Below are 16,250 nucleotides of genomic sequence, written 5' to 3' on the forward strand. Positions count from 1 at the left end.
TATTAGCTACAGTTTCCCGTAGTTATCCCCCTCCATAAGCCAGATTCCCAAGCATTACTCACCCGTCCGCCACTCGTCAGCAAAGAAAGCAAGCTCTCTTCCTGCTACCGTTCGACTTGCATGTGTTAAGCCTGCCGCCAGCGTTCAATCTGAGCCATGATCAAACTCTTCAATTCAAAAAGTTTGTGCTCAAAAGTCCTGACTTCATCTGTAAGGCCTAAGCCTTACTCTTATAATGAATTTTCGTGCACTTTTAAGTCTTTTAAATGTTTTTTCACTTAAACTTAACAAGTGCCCACACAGATTGTCTGATAAGTTGTTAAAGAGCAAAAAATAACGACGCACCGGATGTTTTGTTGTTTCACAACAGCGCGTCGTTGTGTGGGGCGTATTATAGGGCTTTCGATGACCTTTGCAAGTATTTTTTAAAATTTTTTTTAAATTTTAATTCTTTTGTCGATTTTTGCACCGAAGTTAGTTTAATACGCTCAGAGAATCGAACCCCCACTGCCGAATTAATTCCTGCTGTATCTTGAAATTTTCACTTGCCTTGGTACAGAACGCTCGATAAATCATTTTTTCAGCGGCGGAAAACGCAGCATTCTTCCTGCCATCCAACAGATTCGCCACTCGTTGTGCAATGGCATAGCCGGAGTCCACAAAAAATTTTACCTGAGGCAATACCTGTCGCAATTCTTCTTTAACCAGCGGAAAATGCGTGCAGCCTAAAATAACGGTATCCAGTTTGGCGTTATCTATCCAGGGTGCCACAACCTGTCGTAATCTTGGCATATCTACATACTGAGTTCGCATTTTTTCTTCGACGATATTGACCAAATCCGTGCTACCTATTTTCTCTACTATGCAGTCTTTTGCATATTTAGCTATTAATTCCGATACATAAGGCCGCGTGATGGTGCCTTTGGTTGCCAGTAAACCGATCGTTTTAGTCTGAGAAACTGATGCTGCGGGCTTGATGGCCGGCACCGTACCTACAATCGGGAAGGAAAAATGCGCACGTAAAGCAGGTAATACTACCGTACTTGCAGTATTGCAGGCCACAACGGCCAAGTCTAAAGAGTAAAGAGCGGTTATTTTAGTAAGAATTTTTATTGCTTGTGCGATTAATTCATCCGTGGATTTTTCCGAGTAAGGAAATAATTCGTTATCAAAACAATAGAGGTAATGGGCATGTGGCAAAACCCGTCGCACATTATCATAAACGGTAAGCCCGCCTATACCTGAATCAAAAAGCAAAATCGTCGGTTGATACATATAAAGAATTCTAAAACCCACTAAGAAAAAACTGGAGGAAATAATACGCCATTAGACAGGTTAAACAAGCATTAAATGAAATTCTTCATTTTTCATTTCATTTCTCTGTTGTTCGGTGAGGTTATTATCGCCACATTCATAGCTAAAGAAAATGCTAAAAAGATATATTTAGGCATTAGAATAAATCTCGCGCTGATTTAACCAGCGACGGATAAGGCTTTCCGCAAGTTGAGGATATTGGATAATCAGTTTGGCGGCATAGTGCTGCACCATTGGGATCATTTTTCTGTCGCGCATTAAATCGGCCACTTTAAATTCCGCCATGCCCGTTTGCCGGGTTCCCAGTACTTCGCCCGGGCCACGAATTTGTAAATCTTTTTCGGCAATCACGAATCCGTCTTGGCTGTCGCGCAGAACGCTCAGGCGCTGTTGAGAAATTTTGCCCAAGGGCGGTTTATACATTAACACGCAGTAAGAAGCGGTACTGCCGCGCCCGACCCTTCCTCGCAATTGGTGCAGTTGCGACAACCCAAGTCGTTCCGCATTTTCGATAATCATTAAACTGGCGTTAGGAACATCAACTCCCACTTCGATTACCGTGGTCGCTACTAACAGATCCAACTCGGCTGCTTTAAAACTCGCCATAATCTGTTGTTTTTCTTCGGCTTTCATTCGGCCGTGCACTAAGCCGATACGCAGCTGCGGCAAAGCCCTGCGCAGATCTTCTGCGGTAGCTTCCGCAGCCTGCGCTTCCAATACTTCGCTTTCCTCAATCAGGGTACAAACCCAGTAAGCCTGACGCTTTTCCTGTAGGCAGGCACGCTGTACGCGAGCGACGATTTCAGCCCGCCGTTCTTCGGATAGTACGACCGTGGTTATCGGCGTACGTCCCGGCGGTAGCTGATCGATAATCGAAGTATCCAGATCCGCATACACCGTCATCGCTAGGGTACGTGGAATCGGGGTGGCGGTCATAATCAGCTGATGCGGGTAAAAACCCGCTTGTTCGCCCTTTTCCCGCAGCATTAAGCGCTGATGCACGCCGAAGCGGTGCTGCTCGTCAATAATTACCAGTGCCAGGCTGGCGAATTCAACCTCTTGCTGAAACAAAGCATGAGTACCGACAATCATTTGGAACTCACCGCTGCGGATATTATCCAGCGCCGACTTACGCGCTTTACCTTTCACTTTACCCGCCAGCCAACCTACTCGAATCCCCAACGGGGTAAACCAGCGGCTGAAATTCTCGGCATGCTGTTCTGCCAGAATTTCCGTCGGCGCCATCAGTGCCACTTGCTTACCGCTGTCGATTGCCGCCAGCGCCGCCAGTGCCGCCACCAGGGTTTTACCGGAACCCACATCGCCCTGTACCAATCGCATCATCGGGTAGTTGTGTTGCAGATCCGCTTCGATTTCCAGACTTACCCGCTGTTGAGCATCGGTGGGTCTAAATGGCAGAGAAGCGAGAAAGCGCTGTTTTAAATTGCTTTGCACGGATAACGGCAGGGCGGAAAAGTTGCGACTATTTAAGCGCACTTTCTGCATCGTCAGATTATGCGCCAATAATTCTTCAAAAATAAGCCGTTGTTGAGCGGGATGCTGCCCTTTTTCCAATACTTCCGGATTAACATCCGGCGGCGGACGATGTAAAAAACGCAGCGCCTGCTTCAGTTCAAAATGATGGGGATTAAACTCCGGCGGTAGCAACTCCGGCAATGGAAGGCTATCTAGCAACGCAAGCGCCTGATCCACCAGTTTACGCAGAGAGGTTTGCTTAAGCCCTTCCGTAGTGGAATAGATAGGCGTCAGCATTTCTTCCATTACCAGAGGGGCGTTATCGCGAATAAGCTGATATTCGGGATGGTGAATTTCCGCCATAAAGCGTCCGCGTTTAATTTCGCCGAAAGCCTTCACCCGTACGCCGATCTGAAAACCATTTTTCATACCCGCATTAAAATTAAAAAAACGCAGGCTAATTTTGGCGCTGCCGTCGGATAAAACCACATTGAGTACCGGCCGACGCCCGAAGCTGACTTCGCATAATTGTACGCGTCCCTCAATGCTGGCGTATTGCTCCGGTCTTAAATCCGCAATGGCGGTGATGCGGGTTCGGTCTTCATAGCGAATGGGTAAATGAAACAGCAGATCCTGAAGGTTATAAATACCGAGGCGGCTCAGTTTCGCCGCAACGGCGGCACCGACCCCGGATAATGCGGTCAGAGGTACGGCGTCCGCAAATTGTTCCTTCATAGCTGCTCGTTAATATTGCGTTTAATGGAAATTACATCGGATATGGCTTCGATTTTACGAATAATGGCGGCCAAATGTTTGGTATTTTTCGCTGTCAGCAACAGAGTAACATAATACGAGCGATTGTCGCCCTCTTCGGTCCAGATGCTGTGGATATTACTCTGCGCCGAAGAAATCGCCGCGGTGAGCGCTGCCAAAGCCCCCTGCTGGGTTAACATAACGATATGTAACTCGGTTTCAAAATCAATGCTGTTTTCACTCTGTTCCCATTGCACCGGAATATAGGTATTCTGGCGGTGGCGCTGTTTTTTCACGTTATCGCAGTTTTCATGGTGAATGACCAAGCCCTTGCCTGGACTACTGTAAGCAAGAATAGGATCGCCGGGAATCGGATGACAGCATTTGGCAAAGTCGGTCAACAGGCTGTTCATGCCTTTAATCGGCAGACTGTTGCGGTTGTTTTCTCTATCTCCGTCCGTATCTATCTCAATGGCTTCACCCAACAGACGATGGGCGATAACCGTACTCAACTGATTGCCCAAACCGATTTCCACCAGTAATTCTTGCACCGAATGCAGCTTTAACTCCGCCAGCAGATCCTTCACCAAGGCCGGATCCAAATCTTCCAAGCGATGTTCGCCCAGTGCATAACTCAGCTGAGATTTTCCTAAGATGCCCGCTTCCTCGATCCGCAGATTTTTTAGGGTTTGACGAATTTTCGCACGCGCCTTACCTGTTACCACAAAATTCAGCCAGTTTCCGTTCGGATGGCTGGTAGCGGAGGTAATTATATCCACCGTCTGACCGGAACGCAGAGATTTAAATAACGGATAAGGTTCGCGATCCACACGCGCACCGATACAATGATTACCGATATCGCTATGTACCGCATAAGCAAAATCGATCGGCGTTGCGCTCGCAGGCAGCTCGACGATCCGCCCTTTCGGAGTAAACACATAAATTTCGTCGGAAAACAGATCGGATTTTACGCTTTCGATAAATTCAAAGGAATTACCCGCACTTTGCTGTAATTCAATAATATTCTGCAACCAGCGCTGGGCTTTAATCTGAGCCGTAGTACTGTCGTTTTTACCGCCCTGCTTATAAACCCAATGTGCGGTAACCCCCATTTCGGCGATCAGGTTCATTTCTTCGGTTCGGATCTGAACTTCTACCGGTACCCCGTGCGGCCCGATCATTGAAGTATGCAATGCCTGGTAGCCGTTGGCCTTAGGCACGGCGATATAATCCTTAATCTGCTGCGGACGGGGTTTATACAGACTGTGCAGCTGTCCCAGCACCCGATAACAATTATCCACATTTTCGACAATCACGCGAAAATCGTAAATATCCATAATCGAATGGAATTGCTGCTCTCTTAAACGCAGGTTCTGATAAATATAGAACAACGGCTTTTCCCTGCCCGAAACCGTCGCTTTAATCCCCACTTCTTCCAAACGTCGATGAATATCTTCAATAATAGGTTGAATCATTTCCTGCCGGGTATTGCGCGCCATGCGAATCACTTTCTGCAATACGGCGTAGCGATGCGGGTGCATGGCCTGAAAGCAAAGATCTTCCAGCTCGTTTTTTAAATGTTCAATCCCCAGACGGTGAGCTAACGGGCTGTAAATTTCGAGGGTTTCTTTAGCGATGCGGCGACGTTTATCAGGGCGCAGAGAACCCAGGGTGCGCATATTATGCGTGCGGTCCGCCAGTTTAATCAGTACCACTCGAATATCCCGAGTCATGGCCAGAATCATTTTGCGGAAGCTTTCCGCTTGGGCTTCCTGGCGGGTACGGAATTTTAATTTATCCAGTTTAGAAACACCGTCCACAATTTCGGCGACGCTTTGCCCGAATTCTTCGGTGAGTTGGGCTTCGGTATAGGGGGTATCTTCGATAACATCATGCAACAACGCCGCCATGACCGCTTCATGATCCAAACGCATTTCGGCAATAATGGAAGCTACGGCGACGGGATGGGTAATATAGGGTTCGCCGCTGGAACGAAACTGGCCTTGGTGCGCCTGTTCGGCAATCACAAAGGCCCGTTTGATAAGTTCGATTTTTTCAACGGGTAAATAGCCCTGAATAATTTTGTCTAAAGGTTCAAAAAGAGACAAGGGACACCTACCTTCTTAGCTAAAAAAAGAAATACTGCGATACCGAACCTACAAAAAACTTTATAAAAAATGACCGCTCTTTTAACCGCCGATTACTCGGACAGCAAAGAAACCGCGCTGATTTCCGCTCTTTCCTGCTCAAGGGCGTCATGGCGTTCCTGAGCATTCATAATATCGTTGGTAATCAGTCCCATTTCGATTTCGCGCAGCGCAATCACCGTCGGTTTATCGTTTTCTTCCGGCACCAGAGGTTCGCGTACATGCAGCTGTAGTTGTCTTGCACGACGCGCCGCCGTTAAAATCAAATCAAAACGGTTACCAATTTTTTCAACAGCATCCTGCACTGTTACACGAGCCATATTTTACTCCAAGATTTCAATCAAAAATAAAAGGGTTGTTTATAATACTAAAGCCCGGGCTATTTTGCCAGTAATTGATGAATTAAGTCCGCATTTTGCCGCTGCTGATAAGCCAAACTCAGTCTTTCCGCCGCCAGAATATGCTGTAGATCCCCCAACGCCCGTTCGAAATCATCATTAATCACCACATAATCATATTCATCGTAGTGGGATATTTCGGCCATCGCCTTTGACATACGTTCGGCGATAATCTGTGCGCTATCCTGGCCGCGGCCGATTAAACGGCGCTCCAATTCGGTCAGAGACGGCGGCAGGATAAAAATGCTTTTCACCCCCGGGATACGGCGCCGGATCTGCTGCGCCCCCTGCCAATCGATATCCAAAAATACATCAATCCCGCGCGCTAAATTCTGCTCGATAGCCGGCAGCGAGGTACCATAATAATGCCCGCCGAATACGCGCGCATATTCAAGAAAAGCGCCCTGCTCGATCAGGCTTTCGAATGCCTGCTCCGAAACGAAATAATAATGCACGCCGTCCTCCTCTCCGGGACGCGGCGCTCTGGTGGTATGGGAGACGGATACCATCATCTCCTGTCCCTGACTGCGTTGCAGCAAGGCCGAGATTAAAGAGGACTTACCCGCCCCGCTCGGCGCCGAAAGGATATATAAATTGCCCTGCTTCATGAACTTTCCTTTATCGCTGATTCAAAAACCTTTATTATGCCGAGAAGCCGCTGCAAAATCAGCAAAAAACATTGATTTTTTTCTTTCAATGCGCGTTTAATAGCAAAAACGAACATTTTATCAGCGTAGAGCTTCCTTTTTATTTTATTTTCCTTTCCGTTTCAATAGCAATTTCAATAACTACTGCGGCTAAAGCCCGGAGCATAACCGTTTCCGCTTATCTCTAAAAGCGAATTTTGGCGAAAATAACGTCGAAACATAAAATGATGAACGCTGTCGGTTTCGTTATAAAAAGAAACCATGCTATAATCGCGACGGTGACGGTAAGTCGGAAAGATGAAAATCCGCCCGGCGACCCGTGATAATTTTGTTTAACTTAAATATAGGTGAAAATCTTATGGCAATTAAAATTGGTATCAATGGTTTTGGTCGTATCGGACGTATCGTATTCCGTGCCGCACAGCAGCGTGATGACATTGAAGTTGTAGGTATTAACGATCTGATCGACGTTGAATACATGGCCTACATGCTGAAATACGATTCAACCCACGGCCGTTTCGACGGTACCGTTGAAGTGAAAGACGGTAATCTGGTGGTTAACGGTAAATCTATCCGTGTAACTTCCGAACGTGATCCTGCCAACCTGAACTGGGGCGCAATCGGTGTTGAAGTTGCCGTAGAAGCGACAGGCTTATTCTTAACTGACGAAACCGCACGCAAACATATCACTGCGGGCGCGAAAAAAGTGGTATTAACCGGTCCTTCCAAAGACAGCACACCTATGTTCGTTAAAGGTGTAAACTTCGACAGCTATGCCGGTCAGGACATCGTATCCAACGCTTCATGCACCACCAACTGCTTAGCGCCGTTGGCAAAAGTAATCAACGACAAATTCGGTATTAAAGACGGTTTAATGACCACCGTTCACGCCACCACTGCAACTCAGAAAACCGTTGACGGCCCTTCTGCTAAAGACTGGCGCGGCGGTCGCGGTGCGGCTCAGAACATTATCCCTTCATCAACAGGTGCGGCTAAAGCGGTAGGTAAAGTTATCCCTGCGCTAAACGGCAAATTAACCGGTATGGCATTCCGCGTTCCTACTCCGAACGTATCCGTTGTTGACTTAACCGTAAACTTAGAAAAAGCGGCGACTTACGCTGAAATCTGTGCCGAAATCAAACGCGCTTCCGAAAACGAATTAAAAGGCGTGTTAGGCTACACTGAAGATGCGGTTGTTTCTACCGACTTCAACGGTTGCGCATTAACATCCGTATTCGACGCGGCAGCAGGTATCGCATTAACGGATACTTTCGTTAAACTGGTTTCCTGGTACGATAACGAAACCGGTTATTCCAACAAAGTATTGGATTTAGTAGCTCACGTTTACAACTACAAAGCTTAATCCTCTACTAAAACACTAATCACAAAATCAGGAAAACGCCCGTGGTTTTCCTGATTTTTTATGCCCTAAAACAGTCTAGGCAAGGCATCGCCTTGCCATAAGCCGATTAAACGCCCGTTTTATACCCTCCGTTTAATCGTAAAAAAACTTTGATTTTTTGACCGCACTTTTCCGAGTAGGCAAAATAGATTACGGAGTTCGGCTGATAAATCCGAAAAAAAATGCCTATCCGCACGGGATAGGCATTTAATTTGATATAAATTAAATTAAGAACGTTTCATAATCTCGAAGAATTCTTCGTTGGTTTTGGCTACCATCAGTTTATCGATTAAGAATTCCATGGCTTCCACTTCACCCATAGGATTAAGAATCTTACGCAGAATCCACATTTTCTGCAGTTCGTCAGGGGTGGTAAGCAAGTCTTCTTTACGCGTACCGGAGCGGTTGAAGTCAATGGCCGGGAATACGCGTTTTTCTGCAATTTTACGGGACAGATGCAATTCCATATTACCGGTACCTTTAAATTCTTCGAAGATTACCTCGTCCATTTTCGAACCGGTATCCACCAAGGCGGTTGCGATAATAGTCAGGCTGCCGCCCTCTTCAACATTACGTGCCGCACCGAAGAAGCGTTTCGGACGGTGTAAGGCATTGGCATCCACACCACCGGATAAAATTTTACCCGATGCCGGAGTTACCGTGTTATAGGCGCGCGCCAGACGGGTAATGGAATCCAGCAGGATAACTACGTCTTTTTTATGTTCTACCGAGCGTTTGGCTTTTTCGATAACCATTTCCGCTACCTGAACATGGCGTGAGGCCGGTTCGTCGAAAGTAGAAGCGATAACTTCCCCTTTCACCGAACGCTGCATTTCCGTTACCTCTTCCGGACGCTCGTCAATCAACAGCACGATCAGTTCGCATTCCGGATAGTTATGGGTAATGCTCTGGGCGATATTCTGCAACAACATAGTTTTACCGGCTTTCGGCGGTGCGACAATCAGACCGCGCTGCCCCTTACCAATAGGCGAAGCCAGATCCAGAATACGTGCGGTTAAATCTTCGGTGGAACCGTTACCGCGTTCCATTCTTAAGCGTGAATTAGCATGTAGTGGGGTGAGGTTTTCGAAAAGAATTTTGCTGCGGGAGACTTCCGGTTTGTCGTCGTTGACCTGATCGACTTTGAGTAAAGCGAAATAACGTTCGCCCTCTTTCGGCGGTCTGATTTTTCCTTCAATTTTATCACCGGTTTGTAAATTAAAACGGCGAATCTGACTTGGCGACACATAGATATCGTCCGGGCCCGCTAGGTAGGAACTGTCGGCGGAACGCAGAAAACCGAAACCGTCCGGTAAAATTTCCAGTACGCCGCCGCCGAAAATATCTTCACCACTTTTAGCGTGCTGTTTAAGAATGGCAAAAACGATATCCTGTTTACGCAGACGCGCTAAATTTTCCAGCCCCATCTGACCTTCGCCAAGGGCAACCAGTTCAGAAACAGGCGTATTTTTAAGTTCTGTTAAATGCATAATAATTGAGAATTTTAATTAAATAAGATTGGGTAATGAGTTTTGTTGAATGATGACTGAATAATCAATGAGAATGGGCGTTAGATTATCACTAAATCGGCGTCCTGTCTAGGGTTTGAAAGAAATTCATCGCCCCTCGCAACGAGCCGATTTACCACCATAAATCCCTCTGTAAGCAGAAGAATAAAAGCTATTATATTTTGGAATTGATGCGCTTCATGATATGCTTACAGGCATTTTTATCCCACTGATATTTTTCTATGTCAACAAATCATTTAACTCAGCGGCGCTTTGCCGATTTACCTTTACATCCCCACGTGTTGCAGGCGCTGCAGCACAAGGGATTCGATTATTGCACGCCGATTCAGGCGCTGACCCTGCCCATTACCCTGGCGGGTAAAGATGTGGCCGGTCAGGCTCAAACCGGTACAGGAAAAACCATGGCGTTTTTGACCGCCGTTTTCCATCATTTATTAACCCCTTCCGCCCATCACAGCGACGGGCAACCGCGCGCATTAATTCTGGCACCCACCCGTGAACTGGCGGTGCAAATCGCAACGGATGCGGAAGTGTTGGTGGAGCATAGCGGGCTGAAAACCGCGCTCGCTTACGGTGGCGACGGATACGATAAGCAGCTGAAAGCCATTGAAAACGGGGTGGATATTCTGATCGGTACCACCGGGCGTATTATTGATTATGTCAAACAGCGTATTATCAGCCTGCAACATATCGAGGTTATCGTATTGGATGAAGCGGATCGAATGTTCGATCTCGGCTTTATTAAAGATATCCGCTATTTGCTGCGTAAATCTCCGCCACCAGCACAACGGCTGACCATGCTGTTTTCAGCCACCCTGTCTTACAAGGTGCGCGAACTCGCCTTTGAAGATATGAATAATCCGGAATATGTGGAAATCGAACCCTTGCAGAAAACCGGACATCGAATTAAAGAGGAGTTATTTTATCCTTCCGAACAGGATAAGATGCCTCTACTGTTGACCCTGCTGGAAGAGGAATGGCCGGAACGCTGCATTATTTTTGCCAATACCAAGCATAAATGCGAAAGCATCTGGGGTTATCTGGCCGCCGACGGCCATCGCGTCGCCCTACTAACCGGCGATGTGGCGCAGAAAAAACGCCTCTCCCTGCTGAAACAGTTTACCGAGGGCAGTCTGGATATTCTGGTCGCCACCGATGTCGCCGCGCGCGGTTTGCATATTCCTGATGTAACTCATGTATTCAACTATGATCTGCCGGACGATCGCGAAGACTATGTGCATCGTATCGGGCGTACCGGGCGAGCGGGCGAAAGCGGTATTTCCATCAGTTTTGCCTGCGAACAATATGCGATGAATTTACCGGCCATTGAAGAATATATCGGTCATAGCATTCCGGTCAGTCAGTATGATGCCGATGCGCTGATTCGGGATTTCCCGAAACCTCTGCGCTTTAAAACCTCCAGCGCCACCAATCGCACAACACCGACAAAACGTTTTAAAAAACGTTATTAAAAATACAAAGGCCTTTCCGCTGACTTTAAACGGAAAGGCCTTTATCTTTATTCATCGTTATAGGCTGGGATTTATTCCCTTGTAGGGTTTTGTTCCCGTGCCGTCGCAATAGCATCGGCGCAGGCATAGGCGGAACTCCATGCCCACTGGAAATTATAACCGCCGAGCCAACCGGCAACATCCACCACTTCGCCGATAAAATGCAGCCCCGCCACCTTACGGCTTTCCATTGTTTTCGAAGATAGCTCGCGGGTATCCACCCCGCCCTGAGTAACTTCAGCGCTGCGGTACCCTTCCGTACCGTTCGGTTTAAAGCACCAATGATGAATAAACTCCTCCAGTCGATGTAACTGAAAATTACTCAGCTCGGCTAAGCTTATGTCCTCAATCCATTGCCGTTCCAACCATAACTCCGTCAGTTTTTTCGGAAACAGTCGGCTGAGTGCGTTTTTCAGATGTAATTTCGGCGCTTCCCGACGCAAGTGCTGAAGATATTCACTGATATTCTGCTGCGGCAGTAAATCGATAGCCAAACTTTCATTCGGCTGCCAATAATTGGAAATCTGCAGAATTGCCGGCCCGGACAAGCCGCGATGGGTAAATAATAAGGCATTAGTAAAACTTTGTCCGCAGCTCGCCGTTACCTGCACTGGTAATGAGATGCCGGATAACAGACTTAATCCCTTATCCGCCTCACAATAAGTAAAGGGTACCAATGCGGCGCGCGGTGCAATCACCTCCATGCCGAATTGCTGTGCAATCTGATAACCGAAAGCGGTCGCCCCAAGCCCCGGCATAGATAAACCGCCCGTTGCAATAACTAAATCACGGCAGTAACGTACGCTGCCATTCAACTCAAGCTTAAAGCGATTACCGTCAGCTTCGTGCATGGATTCAACGGCGCTAATATGCTGACGTAAAGCTATCTCTACTCCGTATTTTTTACATTCCGCCAGCAGCATATCCACAATATCCTGCGCACCGCGCTGACAGAACAGCTGCCCCGCCTCTTTTTCATAATAAGGAATGCCGTATTCCGCTACCAGGGCAATAAAATCCCATTGATTGAACCTCGCCAATGCGGACTTCACAAAATGCGGATTACGGGAAAGATAATGCTGCGGCCCGACCTCTAAATTGGTGAAATTACAGAAGCCGCCGCCCGACATTAGAATTTTTCGCCCCGCTTTCTTACCGTTATCTAGCAGGCTAACCCTAATCCCCCGCTTGGCAAGCTGTGCGGCGCAAAATAAGCCGGCAGCACCGGCACCGATAATAATGACATCTGAAAAATTAGCTTCCGACATAGTGGTTATTTTGGTTTCCATTATTTTGAATCCCGAGCCTGTTGCAGCATCTCCGCCATTTGCATGGCACGGATAATATCGCGGCGGTTAATTTCGCTGCGTTGAGAATCCAGCAACTGTTGCCAGAGCTTCAGGGCGGCGGCGTAATCCGTCCGTAGAAAAGCGTCGGAAGCCAGCAAGGATAAACTGGAACTTTCCGCTTGATCCTGAGCTAATGCTTCCTCGGTCAAACGACGCACTTCCGGGGTAATTTTCTGCCCGGCACGATAATAAAGCGCCGTTGCCGCCAGTCCCAGTATCGCAGGACGGGCGCCGAGTAATTTTTCCGCATTAGCATAGGCGGTCAGCGCATTCTCGAATTCATTATTCAACATATAGGCTCTGCCCAGTTCTATCCAGTCTTCGCCCTTATTCGGATCGGCGCGCAGCCTATTCTGAACCGAGAGAATATAATCGTCGTTGCGTTCCGTAACCGCCGCATCATGCAATTTCTGCTGCTGCGCCTGAAAGGAGCGCATTCCCTCTTGAACCTGTTCGAAACGGGGTAATAAAAAATAACCTGATACGACGCTGATACATAATCCCAGCCATAACCAGAACGAAAATTTAAGCGGAAAAACTACCGCACTTGGCAGCGCCAACGCTGTTTTAGCCGTTGCCTGTTCGTCATCAAGCAGGCGTTGTGCCGCTTCGGCGGCAAATTCCGGCTCCCGATAGGATTGCAGTTGGCGCTGATATAAAGCGATATTTTGCTGCTGCCGGTAATTTTTATGCCAACTCGGAGAGCCGTGCAGAGGTATACAGATCAATGCGGCAATCAGCAGCAAAACGGCGAGTAATATCCAAAATAGCACCATTATTCCTCCTCCCTTTTCTTCAGTAAGGCTTGTAGCGCTTTCTGCTGCTCGTCGTCCAGTCTGCCGGCAGAGGGGCTTTTTGCCCGTTGTTTAATATGCCGTAGCATCAATAATAATGCGATACCGAACAATAATAGCGGCCCAGCCCAGAGTATGGCGGTAGTAAGACGAAAAGGCGGGCGATAGGAAACAAAATCGCCGAAACGGGCAACCATAGCCTGTACAATCTGCTCGTCCGTTTTTCCTTCGTCTACCATGCGGTAGACCTCTAAACGCAACTCGTACGCAACGGGAGAATTAGACTCCACCAAGTTCTGATTCTGGCACTGCGGACAACGCAATGACTTGGCTAATGCCGTAGCACGGATACGATCTTCTGTCTGACGGAAAGGGTAAGTATCCACGATTTCCGCCTGCAAACAAAAGCTACAAAGGAGCAAGAAAACAGAAATAATTACTTTCATCATCACTTCCGCAATTTATCCAATTCCGGTTTTAGCACATCCCGCCAAATTCTTTCATCCATAGCGCCAGAGTAACGGTAACGGATTACCCCTTGTCCATCGATAACATAGGTTTCCGGTGCGCCTTCAATCCCCAGCGCAGGTGCCAGGCTGCCTTTGCTGTCATCAATCACCAGAGAAAAAGGGTTGCCGCTCTTATTCAGCATTTCCAATGCGCCCTTGCGACTGTCGCGATAAGCCACGCCGACAATATTTACCCCCTGGGCGGCAATTTCCATCAGCAGCGGATGCTCAAAACGGCAGTAATAACACCAGCTGCCCCATACATTCAGCAAATAAGGTTGCGAGGGTAAGTCTTTGCGGCTAATGACCCGCTCCGGCTCAAACAAATCCTGTAAATAAAAATCCGGTAGGCTTTTTTGCCCTGAGGGAGCGGATGCGCGCAATAAGTCGAACAATAATATACCTATGCCTACCGCCAGTATTAATGGCGTAAAAAAAAGCAGTTTTTTCTTCATGTTCAATTACCTGTGAAAATCTTGGTTAGCGCCCTGCCTATCATAGCATTAACGGGGCTTCTCAGCGCTCAGTTTAAAAGCAGCCAAAAAGGCGCCCGCCGCCATCATTAGCGCCCCTATCCATAACCAACGAATAAAGGGTTTATAATGCAGACGGAAAGTAAATTCATCGCTGCTCGGTTTATCTCCCATGACGATATAAATATCGCCCAGAAGTCCCCAGGCAATGCCGACCTCGGACATATTCATAGCTCTCACCTCATAATGGCGGCGTTCGGGATAAAGTGAGGTCAAAATTTGCTGATTTTTTAGAATTTCAAAATGAGCTTTTTCCGAGGTGTAGTTAGGTCCGATTTCATTACGGAATCCCAGATAGCGGAATTCGTAACCGCTTAAACTAACGCTTTGATTCGGCGCCAGACGTACGCCGATTTCAGAGCCGAAATAACCGGACATCACCGCACCGATAACCGTAACCGCCAGCCCGCAATGGGCCATCAACATAGCCAAACCACTCATGCCGCCGCTACGGCGAAAGCGGTACAGGCTGCCGAGCAATACCCAGATAGCCAAGCTTAACAATATAAACGCAAGCAGGTTAAATTCCAGCCCTTCCGTATCCTTTAAGGTCAGCCGGATCAATAGGTAAGCGAGCAATGCCGAAGGTAACAATAGCAACAGCGGTTTACCCAGCGTTGAGAGGCGATTTTTTTTCCATTTTATCAGGGCAAAAAGCGCCATCGCCACCAGCATAATAAGAATTAACGGTCGAAAAATCAGGTTAAAATAAGGCGCGCCGACGGAAATCTCTCCCAATCCCGCTGCGGCAAACAGCATCGGATAAAAAGTCCCTAATAATACGCTGGCGGTGGCCACGGCAATAAGAATATTCATTAATAAAGCGGCGCTTTCCCGGGAAAACAGGGAGAAGCGAACGGTTGTTTGCCACAATCGCCCCTTAAAGGCAAACAAACTGAAGGCGGACAGACTCAGTAATAAAAATAGCGCCAACAACGCAGTACCGCGTTGAGTATCTATCGCAAAAGCATGTACGGAAGTTAAGATTCCGGAACGCACGATAAAGGTACCGAGTAAACTGAAAATAAAGCTAAGCAGGGAAAACAACAGGCTCCAGTAAGCAAAAATACCCCGTTGTTCGCTCACCGCCAGGCTGTGCAATAAGCCTAAACCTAGCAGCCAAGGCATCAGCGAGGCGTTTTCCACCGGATCCCAAAACCACCAGCCGCCCCAACCCAGCTCATAATATGCCCACCATGAGCCGAGCATAATTCCTATGGTCAGAAAAGCCCATGACAATAGTACCCAGGGCCTCATCCAGCGTGCCAGCGCAGCATCCAGACGCCCGTCCATAAATGCGCTGACCGTTAAGGCAAAATTCAGGGCGAAGCCCACATAGCCTAGATACAGCAAGGGCGGATGAATGATCAGTCCGATATCCTGCAGCATCGGATTTAAGTCGCGACCTTCCGGCGGTAGCGGAAATTGGCGCAGAAAGGGGTTGGAATATAGGATCACAAACAGAGCGAAGGCGAAAAAAATCATACCCAGCACCGCTTGGGTCCGTGCTGCAATCAAGGGATCGATACGGCGGCTGAAAAAGGCGAAAAAAGCACTCCATAAGGCCAGAGCAAACAGCCAGAACAGCATGGAACCTTCATGTCCGCCCCAGGTTGCGGCCAATTTAAAAAATAAAGGCAAATGGGAATTAGAATGGGCGGCCACATATTGCAGAGAGAAATCGTCCGCGGCAAAACTATATGCCAGCAGGGCCAGAGAAATAAAGGTAAAAACGGCGATCAGATAACTGAAATTCCATGCCAATCCGATTAAGGCCGGCCGCCGTCCTAGGATTCCGACGGAAGGGACCAGCGCCAGCAGAAACGAACAGGCGCAGGCAAATAATAACGCAATAAAACCAAGTTCCGGAAACATAAATTACCAGTAA

The 16,250-nt window shown here is 47.8% G+C and carries 13 protein-coding genes and 1 rRNA gene; 2 read left to right on the forward strand and 12 right to left on the reverse strand.

What is annotated here, in order from left to right:
* The 6 genes from EDC45_RS04555 to gmk all read right to left on the reverse strand — a co-directional run.
* Window positions 1-176 (reverse strand): 16S ribosomal RNA (locus tag EDC45_RS04555); the annotation flags it as partial.
* A gap of 298 nt (window positions 177-474) precedes the next feature.
* The gene (gene murI / locus EDC45_RS04560) at window positions 475-1,275 is read right to left on the reverse strand and encodes a glutamate racemase (protein ID WP_133543940.1); all 801 of its coding nucleotides are present in this window, start codon (window positions 1,273-1,275) and stop codon (window positions 475-477) included.
* Between the two features lie 168 nt (window positions 1,276-1,443).
* Window positions 1,444-3,525: an ATP-dependent DNA helicase RecG gene (gene recG / locus EDC45_RS04565; RefSeq protein ID WP_133543942.1), complete on the reverse strand. Its 2,082-nt coding sequence runs from the start codon at window positions 3,523-3,525 to the stop codon at window positions 1,444-1,446.
* A complete protein-coding gene (gene spoT / locus EDC45_RS04570; protein ID WP_133543944.1) occupies window positions 3,522-5,651 on the reverse strand; it encodes a bifunctional GTP diphosphokinase/guanosine-3',5'-bis pyrophosphate 3'-pyrophosphohydrolase in 2,130 nt (709 codons plus the stop codon). Before spoT ends, recG begins: the two co-directional genes overlap by 4 nt.
* Before the next feature lie 92 nt (window positions 5,652-5,743).
* On the reverse strand, window positions 5,744-6,010 hold the full coding sequence (gene rpoZ / locus EDC45_RS04575; protein ID WP_133543946.1) for a DNA-directed RNA polymerase subunit omega: 267 nt from the start codon (window positions 6,008-6,010) through the stop codon (window positions 5,744-5,746).
* 59 nt (window positions 6,011-6,069) lie between these two features.
* Window positions 6,070-6,696, reverse strand: a complete 627-nt coding sequence (gene gmk, locus EDC45_RS04580; RefSeq protein WP_133543948.1) for a guanylate kinase — start codon at window positions 6,694-6,696, stop codon at window positions 6,070-6,072.
* A gap of 397 nt (window positions 6,697-7,093) precedes the next feature.
* Here gmk and gap point away from each other — a divergent pair, with 397 nt between their 5' ends.
* Complete coding sequence (gene gap, locus EDC45_RS04585) at window positions 7,094-8,098, forward strand: type I glyceraldehyde-3-phosphate dehydrogenase (RefSeq protein ID WP_133543950.1); 1,005 nt, start codon at window positions 7,094-7,096, stop codon at window positions 8,096-8,098.
* Between the two features lie 266 nt (window positions 8,099-8,364).
* On the opposite strand, the gene rho is transcribed toward gap, so the two are convergent.
* Window positions 8,365-9,627, reverse strand: a complete 1,263-nt coding sequence (rho, locus tag EDC45_RS04590; RefSeq protein WP_005758416.1) for a transcription termination factor Rho — start codon at window positions 9,625-9,627, stop codon at window positions 8,365-8,367.
* Between the two features lie 260 nt (window positions 9,628-9,887).
* Between rho and rhlB the strand changes: the two genes are divergently transcribed.
* Complete coding sequence (gene rhlB, locus EDC45_RS04595; RefSeq protein WP_133543952.1) at window positions 9,888-11,138, forward strand: ATP-dependent RNA helicase RhlB; 1,251 nt, start codon at window positions 9,888-9,890, stop codon at window positions 11,136-11,138.
* A 71-nt stretch (window positions 11,139-11,209) separates the two neighbouring features.
* Here the strand turns inward: rhlB and EDC45_RS04600 are convergent, their stop codons facing one another.
* Genes EDC45_RS04600 through nrfE form a run of 5 tightly spaced genes read right to left on the reverse strand, consistent with a single transcriptional unit; the run spans window position 11,210 to window position 16,237 of the window.
* Complete coding sequence (locus tag EDC45_RS04600; RefSeq protein WP_243728766.1) at window positions 11,210-12,466, reverse strand: BaiN/RdsA family NAD(P)/FAD-dependent oxidoreductase; 1,257 nt, start codon at window positions 12,464-12,466, stop codon at window positions 11,210-11,212.
* Window positions 12,466-13,302: a TPR domain-containing protein gene (locus EDC45_RS04605; protein WP_133543954.1), complete on the reverse strand. Its 837-nt coding sequence runs from the start codon at window positions 13,300-13,302 to the stop codon at window positions 12,466-12,468. The genes EDC45_RS04600 and EDC45_RS04605 overlap by 1 nt, the downstream gene beginning before the upstream one ends.
* Complete coding sequence (gene nrfF / locus EDC45_RS04610) at window positions 13,302-13,766, reverse strand: heme lyase NrfEFG subunit NrfF (RefSeq protein ID WP_133544495.1); 465 nt, start codon at window positions 13,764-13,766, stop codon at window positions 13,302-13,304. The genes EDC45_RS04605 and nrfF overlap by 1 nt, the downstream gene beginning before the upstream one ends.
* A gap of 2 nt (window positions 13,767-13,768) precedes the next feature.
* Entirely contained in the window at window positions 13,769-14,284 is a 516-nt protein-coding gene (locus tag EDC45_RS04615; RefSeq protein WP_133543956.1) for a DsbE family thiol:disulfide interchange protein, read from the reverse strand.
* A 48-nt stretch (window positions 14,285-14,332) separates the two neighbouring features.
* Complete coding sequence (nrfE, locus tag EDC45_RS04620) at window positions 14,333-16,237, reverse strand: heme lyase NrfEFG subunit NrfE (RefSeq protein WP_133543958.1); 1,905 nt, start codon at window positions 16,235-16,237, stop codon at window positions 14,333-14,335.
* Window positions 16,238-16,250: the final 13 nt, after the last annotated feature.

The organism is Mesocricetibacter intestinalis, from assembly GCF_004363295.1.
In the GTDB taxonomy this organism is placed as follows: domain Bacteria; phylum Pseudomonadota; class Gammaproteobacteria; order Enterobacterales; family Pasteurellaceae; genus Mesocricetibacter; species Mesocricetibacter intestinalis.

Bases quoted from the DNA above. Each gene is read 5' to 3' on its own strand.
- murI (WP_133543940.1), bottom strand. From the start codon at position 1,275: ATGTATCAACCGACGATTTTGCTTTTTGATTCAGGTATAGGCGGGCTT.
- recG (WP_133543942.1), bottom strand. From the start codon at position 3,525: ATGAAGGAACAATTTGCGGACGCCGTACCTCTGACCGCATTATCCGGG.
- rpoZ (WP_133543946.1), bottom strand. From the start codon at position 6,010: ATGGCTCGTGTAACAGTGCAGGATGCTGTTGAAAAAATTGGTAACCGT.
- gmk (WP_133543948.1), bottom strand. From the start codon at position 6,696: ATGAAGCAGGGCAATTTATATATCCTTTCGGCGCCGAGCGGGGCGGGT.
- gap (WP_133543950.1), top strand. From the start codon at position 7,094: ATGGCAATTAAAATTGGTATCAATGGTTTTGGTCGTATCGGACGTATC.
- rho (WP_005758416.1), bottom strand. From the start codon at position 9,627: ATGCATTTAACAGAACTTAAAAATACGCCTGTTTCTGAACTGGTTGCC.
- rhlB (WP_133543952.1), top strand. From the start codon at position 9,888: ATGTCAACAAATCATTTAACTCAGCGGCGCTTTGCCGATTTACCTTTA.
- EDC45_RS04600 (WP_243728766.1), bottom strand. From the start codon at position 12,466: ATGGAAACCAAAATAACCACTATGTCGGAAGCTAATTTTTCAGATGTC.
- EDC45_RS04605 (WP_133543954.1), bottom strand. From the start codon at position 13,302: ATGGTGCTATTTTGGATATTACTCGCCGTTTTGCTGCTGATTGCCGCA.
- nrfF (WP_133544495.1), bottom strand. From the start codon at position 13,766: ATGAAAGTAATTATTTCTGTTTTCTTGCTCCTTTGTAGCTTTTGTTTG.
- EDC45_RS04615 (WP_133543956.1), bottom strand. From the start codon at position 14,284: ATGAAGAAAAAACTGCTTTTTTTTACGCCATTAATACTGGCGGTAGGC.
- nrfE (WP_133543958.1), bottom strand. From the start codon at position 16,237: ATGTTTCCGGAACTTGGTTTTATTGCGTTATTATTTGCCTGCGCCTGT.